The sequence below is a fragment of the Dolichospermum planctonicum genome (assembly GCF_005402965.1).
GTDB lineage: Bacteria > Cyanobacteriota > Cyanobacteriia > Cyanobacteriales > Nostocaceae > Dolichospermum > Dolichospermum planctonicum.
This window is the reverse complement of record NZ_BJCF01000001.1, coordinates 112,828-136,202: the sequence shown is the minus strand read 5'-3', so window position 1 is coordinate 136,202 and position 23,375 is coordinate 112,828. Positions and strand designations below refer to the sequence as shown.

The 23,375-nt window shown below is 38.1% G+C and carries 18 protein-coding genes, 1 tRNA gene and 2 pseudogenes; 11 read left to right on the top strand and 10 right to left on the bottom strand.

What is annotated here, in order from left to right; genetic code table 11:
• Nucleotides 1-1,516: 1,516 nt before the first annotated feature.
• From FFO06_RS00640 to FFO06_RS00630, 3 genes are all read right to left on the bottom strand, one after another.
• On the bottom strand, nt 1,517-1,918 hold the full coding sequence (locus tag FFO06_RS00640; RefSeq protein ID WP_137906299.1) for a GxxExxY protein: 402 nt from the start codon (nt 1,916-1,918) through the stop codon (nt 1,517-1,519).
• Between the two features lie 324 nt (nt 1,919-2,242).
• On the bottom strand, nt 2,243-2,674 hold the full coding sequence (locus tag FFO06_RS00635) for a helix-turn-helix domain-containing protein (RefSeq protein ID WP_137906298.1): 432 nt from the start codon (nt 2,672-2,674) through the stop codon (nt 2,243-2,245).
• Between the two features lie 106 nt (nt 2,675-2,780).
• Nucleotides 2,781-3,089: a type II toxin-antitoxin system HigB family toxin gene (locus tag FFO06_RS00630; protein ID WP_137906297.1), complete on the bottom strand. Its 309-nt coding sequence runs from the start codon at nt 3,087-3,089 to the stop codon at nt 2,781-2,783.
• A gap of 552 nt (nt 3,090-3,641) precedes the next feature.
• Between FFO06_RS00630 and FFO06_RS00625 the strand changes: the two genes are divergently transcribed.
• The 4 genes and pseudogenes from FFO06_RS00625 (at nt 3,642) to FFO06_RS21755 (ending at nt 4,870) form a co-directional block, all read left to right on the top strand.
• On the top strand, nt 3,642-3,890 hold the full coding sequence (locus tag FFO06_RS00625; RefSeq protein ID WP_137906296.1) for a FitA-like ribbon-helix-helix domain-containing protein: 249 nt from the start codon (nt 3,642-3,644) through the stop codon (nt 3,888-3,890).
• A gap of 3 nt (nt 3,891-3,893) precedes the next feature.
• Nucleotides 3,894-4,324: pseudogene (locus tag FFO06_RS00620) on the top strand (type II toxin-antitoxin system VapC family toxin).
• 176 nt (nt 4,325-4,500) lie between these two features.
• Entirely contained in the window at nt 4,501-4,746 is a 246-nt protein-coding gene (locus FFO06_RS00615; protein WP_137906295.1) for a type II toxin-antitoxin system VapB family antitoxin, read from the top strand.
• Nucleotides 4,727-4,870 carry a PIN domain-containing protein gene (locus tag FFO06_RS21755; protein WP_236097041.1) on the top strand — a complete coding sequence of 48 codons (144 nt, stop codon included), beginning with the start codon at nt 4,727-4,729 and terminating at the stop codon, nt 4,868-4,870. The genes FFO06_RS00615 and FFO06_RS21755 overlap by 20 nt, the downstream gene beginning before the upstream one ends.
• A 570-nt stretch (nt 4,871-5,440) precedes the next feature.
• On the opposite strand, the gene FFO06_RS00605 is transcribed toward FFO06_RS21755, so the two are convergent.
• From FFO06_RS00605 to sir, 4 genes are all read right to left on the bottom strand, one after another.
• The gene (locus FFO06_RS00605) at nt 5,441-6,109 is read right to left on the bottom strand and encodes a Uma2 family endonuclease (protein ID WP_137906294.1); all 669 of its coding nucleotides are present in this window, start codon (nt 6,107-6,109) and stop codon (nt 5,441-5,443) included.
• Between the two features lie 93 nt (nt 6,110-6,202).
• Nucleotides 6,203-7,171 (bottom strand): SDR family NAD(P)-dependent oxidoreductase, encoded by a 969-nt coding sequence (locus FFO06_RS00600; protein WP_137906293.1) that lies wholly within the window; start codon nt 7,169-7,171, stop codon nt 6,203-6,205.
• 167 nt (nt 7,172-7,338) lie between these two features.
• Entirely contained in the window at nt 7,339-8,211 is an 873-nt protein-coding gene (locus tag FFO06_RS00595; protein WP_137906292.1) for an SDR family oxidoreductase, read from the bottom strand.
• A 113-nt stretch (nt 8,212-8,324) separates the two neighbouring features.
• Nucleotides 8,325-10,238, bottom strand: a complete 1,914-nt coding sequence (gene sir / locus FFO06_RS00590; RefSeq protein ID WP_137906291.1) for a sulfite reductase, ferredoxin dependent — start codon at nt 10,236-10,238, stop codon at nt 8,325-8,327.
• A gap of 177 nt (nt 10,239-10,415) precedes the next feature.
• Here sir and FFO06_RS00585 point away from each other — a divergent pair.
• Nucleotides 10,416-10,697: pseudogene (locus FFO06_RS00585) on the top strand (ADP-ribosylglycohydrolase family protein); the annotation flags it as partial.
• A 52-nt stretch (nt 10,698-10,749) separates the two neighbouring features.
• On the opposite strand, the gene FFO06_RS21335 reads toward FFO06_RS00585, so the two are convergent.
• Nucleotides 10,750-11,760 carry a helix-turn-helix domain-containing protein gene (locus FFO06_RS21335; protein ID WP_190371512.1) on the bottom strand — a complete coding sequence of 337 codons (1,011 nt, stop codon included), beginning with the start codon at nt 11,758-11,760 and terminating at the stop codon, nt 10,750-10,752.
• 444 nt (nt 11,761-12,204) lie between these two features.
• On the opposite strand from FFO06_RS21335, the gene FFO06_RS00575 reads away from it, so the two are divergent.
• The 3 genes from FFO06_RS00575 to FFO06_RS00565 all read left to right on the top strand — a co-directional run bounded on the left by FFO06_RS00575 (nt 12,205) and on the right by FFO06_RS00565 (nt 15,341).
• Nucleotides 12,205-12,278: transfer RNA gene (locus tag FFO06_RS00575), tRNA-Arg, on the top strand.
• A gap of 87 nt (nt 12,279-12,365) precedes the next feature.
• Complete coding sequence (dxs, locus tag FFO06_RS00570; protein ID WP_137906290.1) at nt 12,366-14,273, top strand: 1-deoxy-D-xylulose-5-phosphate synthase; 1,908 nt, start codon at nt 12,366-12,368, stop codon at nt 14,271-14,273.
• Nucleotides 14,274-14,864: 591 nt separating this feature from the next.
• Nucleotides 14,865-15,341 (top strand): DUF1499 domain-containing protein, encoded by a 477-nt coding sequence (locus FFO06_RS00565; RefSeq protein WP_137906380.1) that lies wholly within the window; start codon nt 14,865-14,867, stop codon nt 15,339-15,341.
• A gap of 333 nt (nt 15,342-15,674) precedes the next feature.
• On the opposite strand, the gene typA is transcribed toward FFO06_RS00565, so the two are convergent.
• Nucleotides 15,675-17,465: a translational GTPase TypA gene (typA, locus tag FFO06_RS00560; protein WP_028084433.1), complete on the bottom strand. Its 1,791-nt coding sequence runs from the start codon at nt 17,463-17,465 to the stop codon at nt 15,675-15,677.
• 512 nt (nt 17,466-17,977) lie between these two features.
• Complete coding sequence (locus FFO06_RS00555; RefSeq protein ID WP_137906289.1) at nt 17,978-18,994, bottom strand: ribose-phosphate pyrophosphokinase; 1,017 nt, start codon at nt 18,992-18,994, stop codon at nt 17,978-17,980.
• A gap of 511 nt (nt 18,995-19,505) precedes the next feature.
• On the opposite strand from FFO06_RS00555, the gene FFO06_RS00550 reads away from it, so the two are divergent.
• The 3 genes from FFO06_RS00550 to FFO06_RS00540 all read left to right on the top strand — a co-directional run bounded on the left by FFO06_RS00550 (nt 19,506) and on the right by FFO06_RS00540 (nt 23,321).
• A complete protein-coding gene (locus FFO06_RS00550; protein WP_137906288.1) occupies nt 19,506-21,200 on the top strand; it encodes a serine/threonine-protein kinase in 1,695 nt (564 codons plus the stop codon).
• A 134-nt stretch (nt 21,201-21,334) separates the two neighbouring features.
• On the top strand, nt 21,335-22,024 hold the full coding sequence (gene bioD, locus FFO06_RS00545; RefSeq protein WP_236097040.1) for a dethiobiotin synthase: 690 nt from the start codon (nt 21,335-21,337) through the stop codon (nt 22,022-22,024).
• A 79-nt stretch (nt 22,025-22,103) separates the two neighbouring features.
• Nucleotides 22,104-23,321 (top strand): M20 family metallopeptidase, encoded by a 1,218-nt coding sequence (locus tag FFO06_RS00540; RefSeq protein WP_137906287.1) that lies wholly within the window; start codon nt 22,104-22,106, stop codon nt 23,319-23,321.
• Nucleotides 23,322-23,375 lie beyond the last annotated feature (54 nt).

The following is a 23,375-nucleotide window of genomic DNA, read 5'->3' as shown; positions in this document are numbered from 1 at the left end:
CCCCAAAAAAAATAGGGGGTTAAAACAGCAGGAACAGCCCCAGTTAAAGATCCTATTAAACAAAAAAATGCGAACGTACAAATCAATTGCAAAATATCCTTCATAATTTCCCCCGATTATAACCACAGTATATAGTATATTATCTATCATCCAAAAATCGCCATTTTTTCTTAAACAATAAAAAAATTACATCCTGAAAATCCTCTAATCCTGGTTATGATGTACAGGATTGTTATTTGTAGATTATTGGTGGGATGCTGAAATTGTCATTGTCTGATAGCGTAGCGTGGCGCAAGCCATATCAGGATGTCCAGGATTTTAGGATTTTCAGGATGGTAATTTGTAGGTTGTTGGTGGGATGCTGAAATTGTAATTGTCTGATAGCGTAGCGTGGCGCAAGCCATATCAGGATGTCCAGGATTTTAGGATTTACAGGATTGTGATTTGTAGATTATTGGTGGGATGTGGAAATTGTCATTGTCTGAATCAGGATGTCCAGGATTTTAGGATGTACAGGATTGTTATTGATGAATTATCTGTGAATATTGAAAGATGATAAAATACAGTTACAGTAATAGTCAAGAAGTAACAGCGGATAATTTAACTGATAACTTATCTATCATCCCAAAATCTCTATATTTTATAGACAATCAAACAACTACATCCTGATAGCGAAGCGTGGCGTTAGCCATAAATCCTCTAATCCTGGTTATCCTGATTCAGACAGATTGTTATTGATGAATTATCTGTGAATATTGAAAGATGATAAAATACAGTTATAGTAATAGTCAAGAAGTAACAGCAGATAATTTAATAATTTAACAGATAATTTATCTTATCAATTATCCTAAAGTATCTATTTCTCATAGATAATAAAACAACAACACCCTGTAAATCCTTTAATCCTGGTTATCCTGATTCAGACAAAAAATACCCTCAAAATCCCCACTTCAAATAAACAACAACATCCTGTAAATCCTTAAATCCTGGATATCCTGATTCTGACAAAAAATACCCTCAAAATCCCCACTTCAAATAAAAAACCACATCCTGTAAATCCTTTAATCCTGGTTATCCTGATTCAGACAAAAAAACCCTCAAAATCCCCACTTCAAATAAACAACAACATCCTGTAAATCCTTAAATCCTGGTTATCCTGATTCAGACAAAAAAACCCTCAAAATCCCCACTTCAAATAAACAACAACATCCTGTAAATCCTTAAATCCTGGATATCCTGATTCAGACAAAAAATACCCTCAAAATCCCCACTTCAAATAAACAACCACATCCTGTAAATCCTTAAATCCTGGATATCCTGATTCAGACAAAAAATACCCTCAAAATCCCCACTTCAAATAAACAACCACATCCTGATAGCGAAGCGTGGCGTTAGCCATAAATCCTTAAATCCTGGTTATCCTGATTCAGACAAAAAACATCCTCAAAATCCCCACTTCAAATAAACAACCACATCCTGTAAATCCTAAAATCCTGGTTATCCTGATTCTGACAACTTAAACCCGATATCTAGGATTAAACACCTTCTTATATTCCAACTTTAACGCACCAAAATTAATCAATAAACCCACAGGAAAATTATAAGCTACCAAATAATTTTTCGCTTGCGCTAAATGAACATCTTCTAAATTAATTATCGCTTTCAACTCCACCACAACCTGATTTTCAACTATAAAATCTGCCCTTCTTGTTCCTACTTCAATTCCCTCATAATAAATTACTTGTTCTACCTCTCTTCCAAAACCTAAACCTGCTTTTTGCAACTCAATTTCCATACATCTTTGATAAATAACCTCCTGAAAACCATTTCCCAAAGTTCGGTGTATTTTCATTGCACAGCCATTAATGATATATGTGATTTCATCTAATTTTTTATTTTGGGTATTAGGTGTGTTCATGGATTTACATGATTGTGATTTATAGGTTGTTGGTGGGATGCTGAAATTGTAATTGTCTGTGAATATTGAGATATTATAAAATACAGTTACACCAATAGTCAATAAATAACAACAAATAATTTAACGGATAATTTATTATCTAACATCCTAAAATCTGTACTTCTCATAGACAATCAAACAACAACATCCTGTAAATCCTCTAATCCTGGTTATCCTGATATGGCTTGCGCCACGCTACGCTATCAGACAGAGATAGTTAATTGTAGGGTGCGTTAATGAATGAAATGTAACGCACGATTTTGATTTTGTTATTGAAATAGTGCGTTATGCTACTTCTAAAAAATCTCTTTCTGATGGATTTTTTGGAAAGAATACGGCGGCTGAAATATTGAAAAACTTTGCCAGCTTTTCAATATGTTCAACTGTTAATTTACGCTTGTTTTTAAGTACATCGGAAACAATTGACTCCGTTTTAAAAATAGGAACTAAATCTTTTTGTTTCAGATTTAACTCCGCAATTAAAACTTTTAAAAGTTCTACTCCATAGATATCTGGAATCAGATTTTGTTTTTCCTCATATTCATAAATTAAAATTCCCAGTAAATCCAAATAGTCTTCTTCTTCCTCTGTTAGTTCCCCCTTATCAAGTAGATTATCAACAACTGCTTGAATTTTTTCTAAATCTTCTTCATTCTTTATAGGACGTGGGGGGAAAGATACAAGTAATTGTGTATAGCTGCTGTGATGATTCAACATTCGTTCATTATGGTATTATTTACTTAAATATTAGGACTAAAAATATTAGGACTAAGATTGAATAATACAATCTTTGTTTTACCTAATTCATCAATCCTCATTAGTATTAGCTATTAAACCATTCATCGTCTTTCCATTTATCCCTATCATATTCTGCATGAGTAAGAAAATCACGGATATATATGACTTTGGTCTTATAGTTAATACAAGTTATTAACCGATACTTATTTCCTCCAATGTCAAAAATAACAAAGTTTTTAACTAAGTCAGGTGCAAAAACGGAACTAGCTTTTATTTCACTAAAACTCTTCCAGTCTTGCTCCTTTACAAGCTTCTTCCAGGCTTGTATGCTAGATTCGGCATCAGAGTGCTTTTCACAAGCTTTTTTAAGTTTGGTTTCTGAAATAATCCGCATATATGTATGGTTTTCCTCTACATTTTACAATACATTTTGCAATCAACATCATACTTACCTCTTACATTAGTTCTAAGTGAATTAATTAAAAGGCCTTAAAAAGGCCGTAAAATAATCTTAGCAAAATGCGAATTTAAAAGCAAGTATTTAATTTATAATTATTTTACTTGAATCTTTTTACTCTTAGGGCTTACGTACAAGTCACTGAAAGTATTGGTGGGATGCTGAAATTGTCATTGTCTGATAGCGTAGCGTGGCGCAAGCCATATCAGGATGTCCAGGACACCCTTCGGGAAGTCAAAGGTCAAAAGTCAAAAAATTATTGATTTTCAAAAGGATGTAGTGAATATTGAAGTATTATAAAATACAGTTACACCAACAGTCAACAAATAACAACAAATAATTTAACGGATAATTTATTATCTAACATCCTAAAATCTCTACTTCTCATAGACAATCCAACAACAACATCCTGTAAATCCCGTAATCCTGGTTATCCTGATTCAGACAAAATAGTGTATAATAAACATATCCTTTAACTCTAAATTGATTATGACTAATATTACACTTTTCAATCTTGATGATGATCTAAAAAATCAGTTACAAAAACGAGCAGAACAACATGGACATTCTCTAGAACAAGAAATTACAGAAATTCTCCGTCTTGTTCTCACAGAAAATCCTGAAAATCAGATTAATTTAGCAACTCTGATTGAAAAACGCTTTGCCAATTTTGAAGATTTGGAATTACCAGAAATAGAGAGAGAAGCGATTCGCACAGTGTCAATATTTGCAGATTAGAAAATTATTATTCTTGATACAAACGTCATTTCCGAACTAATGAAAACTCAAAAATCAGCAATAGTTCGTCAATGGGTAGCAGCACAACCTTTAATGAGTTTGTTTACTACAACAATTACTCAAGCAGAAATTCTCTAGGTATTGCTTTGCTTCCAGGAGGAAAACGACGAGAACAACTTAGTCAAACAGCACAACTAATGTTTTCTGAAGATTTCGCTGGACGAGTTCTAGCGTTTGATCAAAATGCTGCTGTAGCATTTGCTCATATTGCATCTGGACGACGACAAAATGGTACTCCAATTTCTCAACCTGATGCTCAAATTGCTGCTATTTGTTACACTCATAAAGCAACTATAGTAACGCGCAATATTACTGATTTTGAAGGATGTGGTATTTCTATTATTAATCCTTGGAAACCTGAATCCATATATTAGTAATTCGTAGCTTAGATTCAGGAACGCAACCCAACATAATTAAAATATTCAATTCATATTTTTTGTCAAAATCAGGATGTCCAGGATTTGAGGATGTACAGGATGGTAATTTGTAGGTTGTTGCTGGAATATAGTGTATAATACACATATCCATACACATAATCTACCTCAACATCATGCGAACCAATATTGAACTTGACGACGGGTTAATAGAAGAAGCATTTCGTTTAACTAACGTGCGAACCAAAAAAGAATTAATTCATCTAGCATTACAAGAACTAATTCGCGCTCGTAAAAAGCGGAACTTACTTGATTTAAGTGGACAAATTCAATTTACTCCTGACTACGATTACAAAGCATTGCGAGAAAATCGAAATGTTTCTGATTTATACTTCCGTTTGGATGAATGTTTTACGCGATAAAACAGGAGTTGCACGTCAAAATCTCCAGACACTTATCAAAGATGAAAATATCTTTCTGACTCGATTTACCCAGATGGAATTATTACAAGGTTGTCGGGATGAAAGGGAGTGGATGTTATTGTAAACCTACCTGCAAGAACAAGACTATCTTGAAGCAACTGATAATACTTGGGTTTTCGCAGCACGAATTTATTATGATTTACAAAGACAAGGTTTAACTGTTAGAAGTAGTATAGATTGTTGTATTACCCAAATAGCAATAGAAACCCAGCTAACCCTAATTCATAATGATCGTGATTTTGAAACTATTCAACAAGTAAGACCTCTCTTATGTTTGCGTTTTCCATTTTCTGGAAATTAATAATTAGCACCAAATTAAAGGAGGTACAGGATGGTAATTTGTAAATTGTTGGTGGAATGCTGAAATTTTAATTGTCTGTGAATATTGAGATATTATAAAATACAGTTACACCAACAGTCAACAAATAACAACAAATAATTTAACGGATAATTTATTATCTAACATCCTAAAATCTGTACTTCTCATAGACAATCAAACAACAACGTCCTGATAGCGAAGCGTGGCGTTAGCCATAAATCTTTTAATCCTGGTTATCCTGATTCAGACAAAAAAAATCCTTAAATCCCCATTCGCAAGGGTTTAGCATTGCGATTTACCCTTACTTAATCACCTTTAAATACTATCAGGATCTACACCCAAAGCCTTTAATCTTTCCGCTAATAATTGAGCGCGTTCATCACCGGTCGCTAAAATTGTACCATCTTCGTAACACCAACGCAACCAAGAACTATGTCTACCTTCAAATTCTCCTGTCCATAAAGTTATACCTAATCCAATATCATCTAACCAGTTGTTTGTCGTTTCTACATAACGTCTAGCTTTGAGAGTGTAAATTCTTAAAACCTGTTCTCCTAATTGTTGATTTGGGTCATAGACAATATAGTAAGATACCCGCATTTGTTCATAGATTTTCAGTTTATTCGCTAATTCCTCACCTTTTTGATTAGAGACAATTTCGATGACAACTTCGGGTGATTTACCAAATTTCCAAACTAGGTAACAACGGTTTTGTTTTTCCCACCAATTTTCAGGAACTTCAACATCAAAACTGATAAATACATCAGGAACTATAGCGGGTTCACCATAAGTATGATAAATACCAAAATTGGCTTCAGCTAAAAAAACCTGATTTTTAAAAGCACTGTAAAGAGAACCAACTAAAAGACGTTGTTGTTTAGCCGATGCGAGATTATCCACGGGTGTATCATCTTCGGTGACTAGCAGGTTGACATCTGGTACATCACAATTATCAATATCATTGATTAAAAGTTGGTTAACCATGATTTTATCCACTACTTGAGGACTTTTTATTCATTGTATACTATTTCCCTAAAAATTAAGATCACAATAGACTCTTGTAAAAAATCCCAATTCCTAAAACCTACTACCAATCATCAAGAAGAAAATCACAAACCAAGGTATGGTGAAATCAGGAATTAACCAAGCATAATTTCTTAAAAAAGGTATAGCCATTGGTAAAATAAACCGCAAAGAACGTAAAGATACAGGACGATTACCATTTTGATCTACAATTCCATATCTCTTGGCAACTTCAGCGACAATTTGAATTTTACCTGTATACTTGATAATATTAGCATCAGATGCTAAACTAGCGATCGCTCTGCCAGTAAATAATGGTGTTTCCCAATTATAACCATCAGCAAATAATGAAGAATTACCATTTTCTGAACTCTGTTCTTTGGCAAAATTTGTAATCTGTTCCGTACCCACAATACCCGGATAAATAGCCAGAGAACTTACATTATATTGTTTTAATTCCTTAGCCATATCTGCGGCTAATCTATCACAAGCACTTTTTCCCACACCATAAGGAACACTAAAAATATAAGACATTCCTCCCCAGGAAGAAATAGTAAAAATAACCCCTTTTTTGCGTTTGGTCATCATTCTTGCAGCATAAATACTAGCCACATAATGACTTCTTAAACCTACATTATTAGCAGCATCCCAAAAACCCGGTTCTGATTCCCAAAACGGCTTACCAAAGGCTGTTCTTAATGCTTGTACTCCCCCATAAACATTATTAACTAAAATATCTAATTGACCATTTTGTTCGCTCTCAATACGTGCAAAAAGTTGACGAATTTGCTCATCATCACTATGATCAACTTGTACAGGAATACAAACCCCACCAGCTTCGATAACAGCGGTTTCAGTTTCCCGTAAACTACCGCCAAAATGCTCATAATTATTGGGTTCAAAAGTGCGCCCGGTAATATACACAGTAGCACCTGCTTCACCTAAACCCACAGCAATTCCCTTACCAATACCTCTAGTAGCACCTGTAACTAAGGCTATTTTCCCTTGAAGATTTTTACTCATTTTTTTTATTTACATTTTATTGACAGCCAGAGATTTTAATATGATTTTAAGTAGGTGAACGGAAAAAAACCGACATAAGTAACGAAAAGTAAAGTTTCCCAAAACCTGTTAAGAGTTCCCTGTTAAGAGTTCCCTTGTCATAACGACAATTTTTAACGCCAACCTACTTAATATGATTTTAATATTTCTAATTCCTCGCGCACAGATAATGGATTATAACCTAAAGCAAAAGCCTTTGAACTATCTAAAGAAACATCTTTTGGTCTAGGTGCTGCCATTTTCACATCTTCTTGAAAACAGGATTTTAATTGATCATCTGGAAATTGCCAGATTTCAGCTAATATTTTCCCAAAATCATAACGAGAAATTCTTTCTTTTCCACCTAAATGAATAATCCCATGCACCTTTTCTAAAGCTAACAATAAACCTTTGGAGGCTGTATTTGCACTAACCGGAGTGCGAAATTCATCTATAAATAAATTGAGTTCTTTTCCCTCTTTCAATACTTGCATAAATTGCTGAATAAAGCTTTTTGCTGTCGGTGTTTCCTTGCCAAACATTAACGGCATTCGACAAATAGCCCCTTGGGGATATACTTTTAATATACCTGCTTCAGCCGCAACTTTTTGCTCACCGTAAATATTTACCGGAGATACTGAATCTATTTCTCTATAAGGTGCATTTAAACCATCAAAAACCAAGTCAGTAGAGGTAAAAGCAAAAGGTAAAGAATTATCCGCACAAAGTCCAGCCAGATCACAAGATGCCGTAACATTGATATTATAGGATTCCTGGGGATTTATTTGACAATAATTAGGTTGAGATTGGGCTGCTGCGTGAATTACTGCATCGGGTTTGATATGATTAAATAAGCCCTTTAATTCCTGGAAGTTAGTCAAATTCACCTTCACCATTTTGATATCAGGTATTTCTAAAAAATGGCTATAATATGTACCATAAACTTCCCATTCTCGTTTTGCTAATTGGCAAAGATGCCAACCTAGAAAACCGCTAACACCCGTAATTAAGAGTTTTTGCATATATCTTTCCTTCCTGGTGAATCTTAGCATCTCTGCAATAAAAACCATACCATCATTAATCTAATCCCACGCAAAAAATTTGCGTCTTTGCGTGAGAATATCTACTTATCTACTTATGAATCTTGGAAATACTTCTCCAAAGCCTCATGTACTAAATCAGTCATCGGCCGCGATTGTTTTTCAGCAGTTTCCTTGAGTTGCTGATAAAAATCATCCCGTAGACTTACCCTATGACGTGATTTACCGCTGCTAGTAGGATCTCCTGGTGTGTAATTAGCCACAAATTCCCTAATGGCATCAAAACCCATTCTGTCACAAAAATCGCCAAAACTTTCTTTGGGTGTGCGGGATTTTTTAAAGAAAACAAAAATCGGTTCTAGGAAACTTTCAATATCATTGTGATGCAGTTTTTCCACAAAAGGTTGGGCTAAACGAGTTTGATTTGGTGAACCACCTAACCACACTTGATAAGATTCCACACCACTACCCACAAAACCTAATTCTGCCATATAAGGACGAGCGCAACCATTAGGGCATCCAGTCATCCTGACCACAAAATGGTCTTTTTGTAAACCCAGTTGATCTAATAAAGCCCGGATTCTTGTTAAAATTTCGGGAATGGCTCGTTCTGATTCTGTAATTGCTAAACCGCAGGTAGGTAAAGCCGGACAAGCCATAGCATAGCGTGTTAATGCTGCTATTTGGTTGGGATCTGCTACAACGCCGCAGTTGTCGAGAATCTCTTGAATGGCTTCCTTATGCTCCGGTGCAATATCGTAAAAAATCAGGTTTTGATTACCTGTTAAGCGAATGGGGAGATTAAATTGTTCAACAATTGTCCGCAAAGCGGTTTTGAGTTGCAATGTCTCATCATCTTTTACACGCCCGTTATCAATGGAAATACCTACAAAGAGCTTACCATCTCCCTGTTCATTCCAGCCGAGAAAGTCTTTATATTTAAACTGGATTAGAGGTTTAAACGGTTCGAGAGGTTTACCAAAGTATTCTTCTACCTTGGTGCGGAATTTATCTACACCCCAATCATTAATTAAGTATTTTAGTCTTGCGTGTCGTCTGTCCGTGCGATCACCATAATCTCGCTGTGTAGCAATTATAGCTTTCACCAGATTATATACATCATTTTTGCCTACGTAGCCAATGGGATCAGCAATTCTGGCAAAGGTTTCCTCTTTGTTATGGGTTCTACCCAAACCACCACCAGCGAAGATATTAAATCCTGCTAATGCACCTTTTTTATTGGTAATTACTACCAAGGTCAAATCTTGGGAATATAAATCAACGGAATTATCCCCAGGAACCGTCACGCAAACTTTAAATTTACGGGGCATATAATGAGTTCCATAGATAGGTTCTACGGAATCATGAAAAATAGTACCATTACCGTTACTTTGTCGCGCTGCTTTGACATCTGGATGTTCTTCGGCGCTAATGGCTTTTTCCCCATCTAACCAAATCTCATAATAAGCGCCAGTTTGGGGAGAAAGCAAATCAGCGATATTTTGGGCATATTCCCAAGCATATTGGTATTCTGAGCGATTTTTAAAGGGGGCTGGAGGAGCCATAACATTGCGGTTAATGTCACCACAAGCACCCAAAGTTGAACCAAGATTCTGGATAATTGTAGCGATCGCCGTTTTCAGGTTCTTTTTTAAGATACCATGTAATTGAAAACCTTGGCGAGTAGTGGCTCTGAGGGTATGATTACCATATTCATCAGCCAGTTTATCCAAGGCTAAATATAGCTGTGGTGGTATTAACCCACCGGGACTTTTTGTCCGCAGCATCATTTGGTAATCTTTTTCCTGTCCCTTGACGCGGTTATCACGGTTATCTTGTTGATAAGAACCATGGAACTTGAGAATCTGAATTGCGTCTTCACTAAAGTGGGTGGTATCCTGAAGGATTTCAGTTGCCACGGGTTCACGCAAAAAGTTACTATTTTCTTTGATACCTTCTACTTTAGAAGGTTTACGGTTAGTAACAAAAGAAGCAGCAGAGTTAACCATTACGGTAGATACGTTTCTGAATAAAGCGGTAGATGAAACCGAAATTAGGCAATTAATAGCACTTATTGGGCTAATTAAACTACTTGAATTTGGTCGGAATTATGAATATTATTTTAATAATAACATGATCAGAGGCCAGCCTGATCATTGACATAAATTACCATTTTAGATCAACGCGGTAAAATTGCCGAATTACCTGATAACCAAATTAATTCAGGCGGTTATGTAATTGATACTCTAGAAGCATCTATTTGGTGTTTATTAACTAGCTCATCTTACACTGAGTCAGTTCTCAAAGCTGTTAATTTAGGGGGAGATACAGATACTACGGCTGCAGTGACTGGTGGGTTAGCGGGAATTTATTACGGTATAGAAAATATTCCCCCGGAATGGGTTGAAAAAATTGCTCGCCAACAGGATATTATTGATTTATCTAATCGTTTTGCGGCAATTTTATAAAGCAGCGGTTAGAGTAGAAAACTACTCCAACCAGCAAATATCACCATTGTCTTTAAACTAAGGACAATGAGTAAACCTGACCATCAATTAACAGTCGCGTAATTCCCTTGGCTTGTAGATGGTTACTAGCCTTATGAAGAACTTGACTGTCAGGAACTTTGATAACGCGATCGCGCTTTGTCGAAAAGCGTTTAGCTACTCTATGATTATCAAAAATGGGCAGAGTTTTCTGTTGATTTTCCAGACTGGGAATGAGACCTAAATCACCAAAATCCTTGAGTGGCCGGGTAATTAATTCCGCAGAGCGGTCAATTACTAAATAGCAGGTTTTTGGTAAATGGGCAACTGACAATGGTAAAACTTGAACAGATGCTTCTCCATTTTTCCGTCTAGTAACCAGAGGTTTGGGAGCTTCATAGTCCTCGTCCTCAAAGTCCTCCTCATCATCATACAAATCATCATCTAAATCATCATCATCTAAATCATCAGGTTCATCCAGCAAATCTTCATCCAAAATTTCCGCAAACAGACTTGGCTGTGAACGTCGAGTTTGCACCTCCAACTTAGGTTTGGGAATAATTGGCGTTTCTGTGGGCTTATGTCTGACAATTTCCAGTTCCTTGATAACTGGAGATTCTTTTATGACCGGAGGCTGGGGTTGTTCCACCGCTGAGGAGCGTGTTTTTACCCGCCTATTAGCCGGAATATCTTCAGGAAAATCAGGATCACCATCTACTTTTGCTGCTATGATCAGCTTTTCCGGTTCTGGCGTTGATAACTCCTCACCACTGCTCAAGCCGGTAGACGCTTCTAATAGCAATAGTGGTTGGTTCAACAGCGGTAACTGATCATAACTTACCTGCGCTCTACCCTCAGGGGTTCTAGCAGCGCGTTTTAAAGATACGAGATATTCGTATTCCTCTTCTGGTAAGGTACTTTTGAGCAGTCTGCTAATTGTGGAATTGCTCACACCATAGCGTTCTGCTAAAGTGGAAGTTGTTTCCGCACTTTCTCGATATAACTTGAGAATTTCTTGTTTGTCAGAATCTGTTAGTTTTCTCACGGTAGACACCAAAATTTGTTAAGTTTGTTTGCGTCCACGGTCTTGGCGTTGAATACTCAATGATACTTCGTATTCTAGAACTATGGACCGGAATCACACGCCAATAAACACTTAGAATACTCCTCACAAGGGCTTTGTTGATAAAGAATATGTAGTTTTCTTTAGAGCATTACCATAGGGTATAATTACTTAATTATTTGAGAAAGATAATTTGCCATTAACCTGGATACAAAACCAGAGTAAAATTCGGGAGTTGCATTTAATTTATATTATATTCATAGGCAATTACTCCTTAACATCACAATATATCTGAATATCGGATCTATTTTGTTTCCTAGTGTACCTCAACTCACCAATCACTTGCATCTTCTGACTGGAATCAGGAAATTTAAAATTTCCTCTTGCCTATTTGGAGAATATTAGATATAATGGTGAAGGCTTCATGGGTACGTAGCTCAGTTGGATAGAGCATCCGCCTTCTAAGCGGACGGTCACAGGTTCGAGTCCTGTCGTACCCGTTGTCATCACGTCAGATTTTAGAGGCCACCGGAAGTGGGATAATAAAATTATGCCAAAAGAAGAGTTAGAGAGGAAAAGCTGATAATATGCACTTGAGTGAAATCACCCATCCTAACCAGTTGCATGGTTTGTCAATTCGACAGTTAGAACAAATTGCTCGTCAAATTCGTGAGAAGCATTTACAAACCGTAGCCGCCTTTGGCGGGCATTTGGGTCCTGGTTTGGGTGTGGTAGAATTAACACTAGGGCTTTACCAAACCTTAGATTTAGACCGGGATAAGGTAATATGGGATGTCGGTCATCAAGCTTATCCTCACAAACTAATCACCGGACGCTACAGCAACTTCGACACTCTCCGCCAAAAAGACGGCGTTGCAGGTTATCTTAAACGCTGCGAGAATAAATTTGATCATTTTGGTGCAGGACACGCTTCTACAAGTATTTCCGCTGCCTTGGGTATGGCTTTAGCCCGTGACTTGAAAGGGGAAAAATTTAAAGCCGTTGCTGTCATTGGTGACGGTGCTTTAACTGGAGGTATGGCTTTAGAAGCTATTAACCACGCTGGTCACCTGCCAAAAACTAATCTCCTGGTGGTTCTTAACGACAATGAGATGTCTATTTCTCCCAATGTAGGTGCAATTCCTCGTTATCTCAATAAAATGCGTCTGAGTCCACCAGTACAGTTTCTCTCAGATGGTATTGAAGAACAGTTAAAACATCTTCCTTTTGTGGGTGAGTCTCTTTCCCCAGAACTAGAACGCATTAAAGAAGGAATGAAGCGTTTAGCAGTTCCTAAAGTAGGTGCGGTTTTTGAAGAATTGGGTTTTACCTATATGGGTCCAATTGACGGACATAATTTAGAGGAGTTAATTACTACATTCCAACAAGCACATCAAATTACTGGTCCTGTTTTGGTTCACGTAGTCACAACTAAGGGTAAAGGCTATGAAATAGCGGAAAAGGACCAAGTAGGATATCATGCCCAAACTCCCTTTAATTTGGCTACTGGTAAAGCAATTCCTTCTAGTAAACCTAAACCTCCTGCTTACGCTAAGGTCTTTTCTCACACCCTAGTTAAATTGGCGGAACAAAATCCCCAAATCGTCGGTATCACAGCTGCAATGGCTACTGGTACGGGTTTAGATAAACTACAAGCTAAACTACCTCATCAGTATATTGATGTAGGAATTGCGGAACAACACGCTGTGACTTTAGCCGCAGGTTTAGCTTGTGAAGGTATGCGTCCTGTCGCTGCTATCTATTCCACTTTCTTACAACGTGCTTATGACCAAATTATTCACGATGTTTGTATTCAAAACCTACCCGTATTCTTCTGTTTAGATCGGGCAGGTATTGTTGGTGCTGATGGTCCGACCCACCAAGGTATGTATGATATTGCTTATCTACGTTGTATTCCCAATATGGTGGTAATGGCTCCCAAGGACGAAGCAGAATTACAACGGATGGTGGTTACTGGCATTAACTACACAGATGGACCTATTTCTATGCGCTTTCCCCGTGGTAATGGTCACGGTGTCCCTTTAATGGAAGAAGGTTGGGAAGCTTTGGAAATCGGTAAGGGGGAAATTATCCGTCAAGGTGACGATGTTTTAATCGTCGGCTATGGTACAATGGTCTACCCAGGAATGCAAGCTGCCCAAATTCTCAGCGAACATGGGATTGAAGCTACTGTAATTAATGCCCGTTTTGTCAAGCCTTTAGATACCGATTTGATTTTACCATTGGCTAAACAAATTGGCCGGGTTGTCACTTTGGAAGAAGGTTGTTTAATGGGTGGTTTTGGTTCTGCGGTAGCTGAAGTTTTACTTGATGCTGATATTCTAGTTCCTGTCAAACGAATTGGTGTACCTGATATTTTGGTAGATCATGCCACACCTGACCAATCTTACACAGAATTAGGCTTGACTGGTGACCAAATTGCAGCAACAGTTTTACAAGCTTTCTTTAATAAGGAATTAGTTGCTGTGAAATAATTCACAATTGTAGAAACGTTCTTAGGAATGTAGGGGCAATTGCTCACCCCTACATTAAAGATATTACAAGCGTATCCATGGACGAACTCAAGTGAGGATCAGAATTAGGACAAACGAATATCCAAGGTTAATTTTAGATATAAAAAACCCTCGGATTTTACACCTCAATAATAGCATAAAAAGTCAAGAGGTCAATACCCTAGTAACTTCGTTCAATTATTGATAGTATTCTCAATATTATTGAGAATGACCTAGCTATATTCTCGATAAACATGATAGTGGGATTTTTTTAAAAAAAAATATTTAAAAAACTTATGAGTTTTTCGTAAAACTCCAATGGTGCTTTAATTAAACTTATATCATCTTTTTTGTCACCGTATATATGAAAAAATATTCATATTTCCACCCAAATACACTTATATTATCTGCAACTAGATCCGTGATAAACTCCTGCTGTGCCTTATTGAAAAAAGCGAGACAATACATACCAAAGCTAGTAAAATCGTGAAAATTCAAATTTGCCTAACTTGCCAAAATGTATCTCAAGCTAATAAAATAGCTGAAGTTGCAGCATATAACATCAAACAAATAATGTCCAATTTAACAACTATCAACCGACTACAAAATATTATTTTTTCGCTATTTCTAGCTCTGATGATGATTTTAATAGTTCCTGGGACTAGTTGGGCTTCTAGCTTGGGAGTGGAGTCAGGTTCTTTGAAACCTTGTCCAACTTCTCCTAACTGTGTTGTTAGTCAAAATGCTGATACTAAACACACTATTCAACCCATTACTTATCATGTAGCGCGAGATCAAGCTAGAGAAACCTTGCTAAAAGTTCTCACTGTTGTTCCCCGCACAGAAGTTATAGAACAAGCAGATAATTATATTCATGCTATTTCTAAAAGCCGCATTTTCAAATTTGTTGATGATCTAGAGTTTTATTTCCCTAGCAATGAGTCGCTAATTCATATCCGTTCCTCATCTCGTGTTGGAGATTCTGATTTTGGTGTCAACCGCACCCGCTTAGAGCAAATTCGTTTAGCTTTAAAGGATTTAAATATTTAATTTAACCTTTTAACCTCTTTTCTCTGTGTATAGAATAGTTATATAAAATACATTTAAAATGCTCCATACACAGAGTCAGATTAAAAAATAAAAAAAAATAAAAATATAACCCCTTTGGATCATAACTAAATAATAGCAGAAAAAAATGTCAATATCAATGGCTGAAAAAACCTATTTCCGTAAAATTATTGATAATATTCTCAAGATTATTGAGAATAGCAACTGACTATTGCAAAAGTGGAAATTTTATAAAAATGGATATTTGAAAAAGTTATCTTTCTGAATCAACGCAGATTAATAAATCAGGGTGGGAAAACCCCACCCCTACAGATATTAGCGTTTGACCAATTTCTTGGACATTTTGCGGAGACGAATAGATTCCGGTGTTACCTCGACCAATTCATCTTGAGCAATGTATTCTAACGCTCGTTCCAAACTCATATCTATGGGTGCTTGTAACTGCACAAGTTCATCACCACCCGCCGCGCGATGGTTAGTTAACTGCTTGGTTTTACAAACGTTCAATTCTAGGTCTTGGGGACGATTATGTTCACCAATAATCATACCTCTGTAAACCTTAGTTCCAGGACTGATAAAGAATGCGCCTCTATCTTCACAGTTTTTCATGGCGTAGAAGGTAGAAACACCTTCTTCAAAGGAGATTAAAACGCCTTTGTTGCGGGCTTCAATATCGCCAGAAAGTGGACGATAATCAAGGAAGCTATGGTTCATGATACCTTCACCGCGAGTCATTCGCATGAATTCACCTCGGAAACCAATTAAACCACGGGCAGGAACGATAAATTCTAATTGGGTGCGGTCTCCACCTCCGGGCTGCATATCTTGCATTTCCGCTTTTCGTTGTCCCAACCGTTCGATACAGCTACCAACAGCATCGGCGGGAACGTCTAAAGCCAGAAGTTCAAAAGGTTCGCAAGGCTGACCGTTAACTGTACGATAAATTACCTGCGGCTGAGATACTTGAAATTCAAAACCCTCACGGCGCATGGTTTCTATTAATATCCCTAAGTGTAATTCACCACGACCGGAAACTAAAAATTTATCAGGAGAGTCCGTTTCTTCAACGCGCAATGCCACATTAGTTTCTAATTCCCGGAATAAGCGATCGCGTATTTGGCGAGATGTTACCAGTTTACCCTCTTGACCTGCAAAAGGGGAATCATTCACCCAGAAGGTCATTTGTAAAGTTGGTTCATCTACCTTAATTAAGGGTAAAGCCAGGGGTTCATTAGGATCTGTAATAGTTTCACCGATGTAAGCATCAGCAAAACCAGCAACTGCTACAATATAACCTGGGGTAGCTTCTTCCATATCTACCCGTCTTAAACCTTCAAATCCCATTAATTTGGTAATTTTACCCTTGACAATATTACCACTTTCTGTTACTAGAGCCGCTTGTTGTCCGGCGCGGATAGTACCATTGTGGATTTTACCAATGACAATTCGTCCTAAATATTCAGAATAATCGAGAGTAGTAACTTGCAGTTGCAGAGGTTTATTAGGGTCTCCCACAGGTGCGGGGACATGGCGGAGAACCGCATCAAATAGAGGCTGCATATCTACTGATTCCGCTTCTAAACTTTCTTTAGCGAAACCTGCCATCCCGGAGGCAAATAGGTATTTAAAGTCACATTGGTCTTCATCCGCCCCTAATTCTAAGAACAGATCCAAAACCTTGTCAACAGCAACGTGGGGGTCAGCTTGTCCGCGGTCAATTTTGTTAATCACGACAATAGGCCGCAGACCTTTTTCCAAAGCTTTTTTAAGTACAAAGCGAGTTTGGGGCATTGGACCTTCATTGGCATCAACAATGAGCAAACAACCGTCCACCATACCGAGTACCCGCTCCACTTCCCCGCCGAAGTCAGCGTGTCCAGGGGTATCAACAATATTGATGAGAGTTTCTTTGTAGCGAACCGCTGTATTTTTAGAAAGAATAGTAATGCCTCGTTCCCGCTCCAAAGCGTTCGAGTCCATGACACAATCCGGAACGTCTTCGCCTTCGCGGAAAATGCCGGACTGTTTGAGGAGAGCATCAACTAGGGTGGTCTTACCATGGTCAACGTGGGCGATAATGGCGACGTTACGAATTGGGAGCGTCATAGATGGTTGTGGTAAACTTGAGGGTTTTTAGAAGAAGTCTTGGGCTGGGGTCTTTTAACAGAAGTGGGGATATTTTGCCAGTTCTGTAACGAACCTTTAATAATTATAGCGTAATTGCCACAAATATTATTATTTTGATAATAAATATCAAGACCATGGTTTAGCTTGAAGAGTGGTCGTGAGGGTTAATCAACAGTAAGCCAAAAGCTAATAATATTCAGATTGGAGATCATTTTTTAACTGCTGGTATACCATTATAGCATCTTGAATATCAATACTTCCAGCCCGCGATCGCCTACTAATTATCACAGTAATATCCACATCAGCAATAGCAGCAATAAATACATCATGTTTAACCTAGGATTGCATAAACCAACCACCCAATCTGAACCTATTTCCGTAACGTAACATTTAACCAAAGCACTGCTATATTAGAAATACTAGCGAGATACAAAAAATGAAGAACGAACCGTTTCATCCTTCATAAATTGATATTTATATTTATTTGTTGATTAACGGAATAAACTACTGAGTGAGGTATCTTCGTGAATGCGCCAAATTGCTTCTCCAAGTAGATTAGCGACTGAAAGCGTAACTAATTGGGGGAAGCGGTTGTTTTCAGGAATGGGAATAGTGTTAGTGACTATGACTTCCTCAAATACCCCACTGGATAACCTCTCAATTGCTGGTGGAGAAAACACAGCATGAGTAGCACAGGCATATACCTGACTTGCTCCTTCTTGACGCAGTAACTTAGCTCCTTCAGTAATCGTACCACCAGTATCAATCATGTCATCTACTAATATAGCGGTTTTACCTTTAACATCACCAATAATATTTAATACTTCGGCGACATTATGAGCCTGACGGCGTTTGTCAATAATTGCCAGTGGTGCATCATTTAACTTTTTGGCAAATGCTCTGGCCCGTGCTACTCCACCCACGTCCGGGGAAACAACAACAATATCCTGTAGTTCTTTGCTAATGAGATAATCCAGAATTACTGGTGAACCATAGACATGATCAAAGGGGATATCGAAATAACCCTGTATTTGCGCTGCGTGTAAATCCATAGCCAGAACTCGATTAGTACCAGCCTCTGTGATCAAGTTAGCGACTAACTTAGCAGTGATTGATTCTCTTCCGGCGGTTTTTCTGTCAGCGCGAGCATAACCATAATAGGGAATTACTGCTGTTATCTGTCGTGCAGAAGCTCGACGACAGGCATCTATCATAATTAGTAATTCCATTAAATGGTCATTAACGGGTTGACAACATGGCTGAATTAAATAGACATCACAACCGCGAATTGATTCTTGGATTTGAACATACAGTTCTCCGTCCGCAAATCTTTTGCGAATCATCGGACCCAAGTCCATTCCCAGGTAACGAGCCACTTCTTGGGATAATGCCATGTTAGCAGAACCAGAAAACAATCGCAAGCGATTATTGTCGGGTAGTCCGGTTGTCATTGGTTGGACTGGTAAAGTTGCAGAACTCAGCACAGCAGATTCTCGAAGTACATTCATAGTATCATTAGAGATTGAGCAAATTTAACTGAAATGGAGTAAACAAACAAATAATAGTGATCTTCACGTTAGCTCTAGGGTGGTACAACAGCTATCATTAAAAGCAACGAATGTGCAAACAATTATTTTATGATACTTGTTACCAATTAATGAACTAGTAAATTGAAGATTAAATATTTATGTTATAAATCAGAAAAACCTAGCAAAATTAGCTGGTCGCCGAAAAACCATATCATTTAAGGATTAAACAGCCATTTTGACTGTTGCTGCTATAATGGTTGATTTTGTCACCCCCAATTATAGCTGCTACTATGTTGGACGCATCCTGACTAAAGGCAGAATACAAGAATAGAATAATGCAAGACTCATTTCTAGTATACACTTTCTTTTAGGCAGGTTAGCTGAGGAAATTTACAAAAAGCCACAATTGAGACACTTGAAGTCCTATTGTGGATGGATGATATTTTGGCTAAATTCTAAGTCAGTAGCTATTATATTCAATTAATAGACCATGCAATCACCGATTACAGTTGGTACTATTCTCCAAAATCGTTACCACATTATCCATATTATTGGACAAGGGGGATTTGGTAGAACCTATCTAGCAGAAGACCAAAGGCGCTTTAGTGAGCTTTGTGTCCTCAAAGAGTTAATTGCTCCAGTTATGGGAACATCTGCTGGTGGAAAGGAACAAGAGTTATTTGAGCGCGAGGCTGCTATATTGTATCAAATACAGCATCCACAAGTTCCCAAGTTTCGAGAGAAATTTGCCCAAAATGAAAGATTGTTTTTGGTGCAAGATTTCGTAGTTGGTAAAACTTACCGCCATTTATTGAACGAACGCCAAAAGCTTGGGACAGCTTTTACAGAGGTAGAAGTATTACATTTACTACGCTTTTTGTTGCCTGTTCTCAGCTACATTCACGGTCAAGGAATTATTCATCGTGACATCTCTCCAGAGAACGTTATTTTACGGGAAAGCGATTCTTTACCTGTATTAATTGACTTTGGCGTAGTCAAGGAATTAGCTACTAAATTACAGTCTTCCAGCCCTAGTTCGGTGACAACTGTGGGAAAATTAGGTTACGCGCCTAGTGAGCAAATGCAAACGGGTAGGGTATATCCTAGTAGTGATTTATATGCGTTGGCTGTGACGGCCATAGTTTTGTTGACTGGGAAAGAACCAGGGGATTTATTTGATGAACAACAACTGAGATGGAATTGGCAAATATGGGTGAATGTGACACCAGGATTTGCTGAGATTCTCCAGCGAATGTTGTCTCATAAGCCGGGAGACCGTTATCAAAGTGCTACTGATGTTACTCAAGCACTGCTAAATGTAGACCATGGGAACGTACCCGCCCCTAATAATCTATCTTACCTACGAACTATCGCTGTCGGTAATCGTCCTGAACCGAGATCAAAAATACCTAAACAGCCAGAAATTTCGGCTTCTAGTCAAAGTGCGTCTATTTTAGATCATCCTTTGGTGTTGGGAGTAATTGGTTTTATTGTGATTATTTTAGCGGGATTTGGTTCTTGGACATTTGTAAATTCACTTAAAAAACAGCCTCGTTCTGCGCCGGAAATTACAACAACGCCACAATCCTTTCCTTCACCCGTTATTCCCAGTGGTAACAAATTAACACCAAGCCCTAGATCTACAGATACCAATAGTGAACCTGTTATTATTCGCCAACGTCTCAAATTAGACAAGTCTAATACGGCAGAATTGGAGGGAATTATCAGGAAAAATGATTTAATTCAATATACTTTGGAGGCTAAAGCTGGGGAAAAATTAACTGTATCTGTAAATAAAGATAGTGGTATTGTCATGAGGATTTTTAATCCTAATGGTGAAATAATTAATACTCAATATCAACAATCTACTTCCCATGAGGGAATATTGCCTGATAGTGGCAGATATATTATTCAATTGGGTTTATCTAGTGAAGAGTCCCAGGCTAGTTATAGCTTAAACGTGGCTTTAGAACCACCAAAGCCTCTGGAAACCCCTACCCCGACGCAAACCTCCACCCCGACGCAAACCCCCACCCCAATAGAAACCCCCACCCCGACGCAAACCTCCACCCCGACGGAAAGCCCCACCCCAATAGAAACCCCCACCCCAATAGAAACCCCCACCCCAATAGAAACCCCCACCCCAATAGAAACCCCCACATCAGAATTTAATGGGACTAATTAACGCTAAATTATGAAAAGAACCTCAGAACTGACCCAAAACAGCAAGTAGGGGTAATTCATGAATTACCCCTACGCAATGACAGGGTTTTCAGCCTACTTTTTTACGCATTAAGTCATCATTTCTAGCAAAAAACATTGTTGAAAACTTTACTGATTACGGGAACTGATACAGAAGCGGGTAAAACTGTTGTCACAACGGCTTTAGCCGCTTATTGGCAAAAATATTATCCTCAGCGCAGTTTGGGGATTATGAAACCAATTCAATCGGGTATGGGAGATAGGGAACTGTATCAAACTCTGTTTAGTCTTGAACAGTCGCCAGCAGAAATTACACCTTTGTATTTTCAAGCACCTTTAGCCCCACCTATAGCCGCTGCTAAGGAAAATCGCCAAGTTGATTTGGCCATAGTTTGGCGAACTTTGTTAGCTTTACAAAAACAACGTGATCTGGTATTGATTGAATCTTTGGGGGGTTTAGGTTCACCGGTTACTGATGAGTTAACAGTAGCTGATTTAGCAGGAGAATGGCGATTACCGACAATTTTGGTTGTACCTGTGAGATTGGGAGCGATCGCAAATGCCGTTGCTAATGTAGCATTAGCTAGACAAACTAAAATCGCCCTCCGTGGTATTGTTCTTAATTGTATCCAACCGCGACAGGAGGAAGAAATTGCTGATTTAACTCCAGTCAGGTTAATTCAATCATTGACAAATATACCAGTTTTAGGTTGTGTTCCCTATGTCGAAAATCCCCAAGATTTAGAAAAACTTGCCGAAATTGCTGCTGGTTTGGATTGGGAAACATTATATGCCAATCCTCAATAATTTCTCAACAAAGAAATACCCGACTTCTTAAAGAAGTTGGGGATCTTAAATTTTCAAGTTTTAGCTTTTAGGTAATAATATGGTTTCTACATTTCCTCTGGCTTCAACAGTAAATCTCAAAAATGTGCGGTTAGAAATTCGGGCTTTACAACCGCAATTAGTCGAGTGGAGACGACAAATTCACCAAAAACCAGAATTAGGTTTTCAGGAAAAAATCACCGCTGAATTTATTTCCCAAAAGTTGCAAAATTGGGGAATTGAACATCAAGTGGGAATTGCTCAAACGGGAATTGTGGCTATTATTAAAGGGGAAAAATCTGCCTCTGGTAAAGTATTAGCAATTCGGGCTGATATGGATGCTTTACCTATTCAAGAACTCAATGAAGTTCCCTATTGTTCTCAACGGGAGGGGATAATGCACGCTTGTGGACATGATGGACATACAGCGATCGCTCTCGGTACAGCCTATTATCTCCATCAGCACCGTCAAGAATTGAACGGAACTGTAAAAATTATCTTCCAACCCGCAGAAGAAGGTCCAGGTGGCGCAAAACCCATGATAGCAGCAGGTGTACTGAATAACCCTAATGTTGATGCTATCATCGGTTTACATTTATGGAATAATCTGCCTTTAGGGACGGTGGGAGTCCGCCCTGGGGCATTAATGGCCGCTGTGGAATTATTCCGCTGTACCATTTTCGGTAAAGGTGGACATGGAGCAATTCCCCATCAAACCGTAGATTCTTTAGTGGTAGCGGCGCAAATAGTCAGTGCTTTACAAACCATTGTCTCCCGTAATATTAATCCCCTTGATTCGGCAGTTGTGACAGTAGGAGAACTCCACGCAGGGACGGCAGTTAATGTCATTGCTGATACCGCAAAAATGGGCGGAACCGTGAGGTATTTTAATCCTGATTTAGCAGGTTTTTTTAAAGAACGCATAGAAAAAATTATTGCAGGAATTTGTCAAAGTCACGGTGCAAATTATGACTTAGATTATATCCATCTTTATCCACCTGTGATCAATGATGCAGACATAGCTGCATTAGTGCGTTCAGTAGCCCAGGAAGTGATAGAAATCCCCATTGGTGTATTCAGTGAATGTCAAACCATGGGCGGGGAAGATATGTCATTTTTCTTACAAGAAGTTCCTGGTTGTTACTTTTTTCTGGGTTCTGCAAATGCAGAGAAAAAATTAGATTATCCTCATCATCATCCCCGATTTGATTTTGATGAAACCGCTTTACCTATAGGTGTGGAAATGTTTGTGCGTTGTGTAGAAAAGTTTTTTGCTTGAAAACTCCCAGAAGAAAAGAAGGTTTCTCTAGATATTTTACGTAAGTCCTAATTC

What these genes read in the sequence shown, in the direction of transcription:
- FFO06_RS00640 (WP_137906299.1), bottom strand. Translation starts at nt 1,918, where the DNA reads ATGAACACACCTAATACCCAAAATAAAAAATTAGATGAAATCACATAT.
- FFO06_RS00635 (WP_137906298.1), bottom strand. Translation starts at nt 2,674, where the DNA reads ATGTTGAATCATCACAGCAGCTATACACAATTACTTGTATCTTTCCCC.
- FFO06_RS00630 (WP_137906297.1), bottom strand. Translation starts at nt 3,089, where the DNA reads ATGCGGATTATTTCAGAAACCAAACTTAAAAAAGCTTGTGAAAAGCAC.
- FFO06_RS00625 (WP_137906296.1), top strand. Translation starts at nt 3,642, where the DNA reads ATGACTAATATTACACTTTTCAATCTTGATGATGATCTAAAAAATCAG.
- FFO06_RS00615 (WP_137906295.1), top strand. Translation starts at nt 4,501, where the DNA reads ATGCGAACCAATATTGAACTTGACGACGGGTTAATAGAAGAAGCATTT.
- FFO06_RS21755 (WP_236097041.1), top strand. Translation starts at nt 4,727, where the DNA reads ATGAATGTTTTACGCGATAAAACAGGAGTTGCACGTCAAAATCTCCAG.
- FFO06_RS00605 (WP_137906294.1), bottom strand. Translation starts at nt 6,109, where the DNA reads ATGGTTAACCAACTTTTAATCAATGATATTGATAATTGTGATGTACCA.
- FFO06_RS00600 (WP_137906293.1), bottom strand. Translation starts at nt 7,171, where the DNA reads ATGAGTAAAAATCTTCAAGGGAAAATAGCCTTAGTTACAGGTGCTACT.
- FFO06_RS00595 (WP_137906292.1), bottom strand. Translation starts at nt 8,211, where the DNA reads ATGCAAAAACTCTTAATTACGGGTGTTAGCGGTTTTCTAGGTTGGCAT.
- sir (WP_137906291.1), bottom strand. Translation starts at nt 10,238, where the DNA reads ATGGTTAACTCTGCTGCTTCTTTTGTTACTAACCGTAAACCTTCTAAA.
- dxs (WP_137906290.1), top strand. Translation starts at nt 12,366, where the DNA reads ATGCACTTGAGTGAAATCACCCATCCTAACCAGTTGCATGGTTTGTCA.
- FFO06_RS00565 (WP_137906380.1), top strand. Translation starts at nt 14,865, where the DNA reads ATGTCCAATTTAACAACTATCAACCGACTACAAAATATTATTTTTTCG.
- typA (WP_028084433.1), bottom strand. Translation starts at nt 17,465, where the DNA reads ATGACGCTCCCAATTCGTAACGTCGCCATTATCGCCCACGTTGACCAT.
- FFO06_RS00555 (WP_137906289.1), bottom strand. Translation starts at nt 18,994, where the DNA reads ATGAATGTACTTCGAGAATCTGCTGTGCTGAGTTCTGCAACTTTACCA.
- FFO06_RS00550 (WP_137906288.1), top strand. Translation starts at nt 19,506, where the DNA reads ATGCAATCACCGATTACAGTTGGTACTATTCTCCAAAATCGTTACCAC.
- FFO06_RS00540 (WP_137906287.1), top strand. Translation starts at nt 22,104, where the DNA reads ATGGTTTCTACATTTCCTCTGGCTTCAACAGTAAATCTCAAAAATGTG.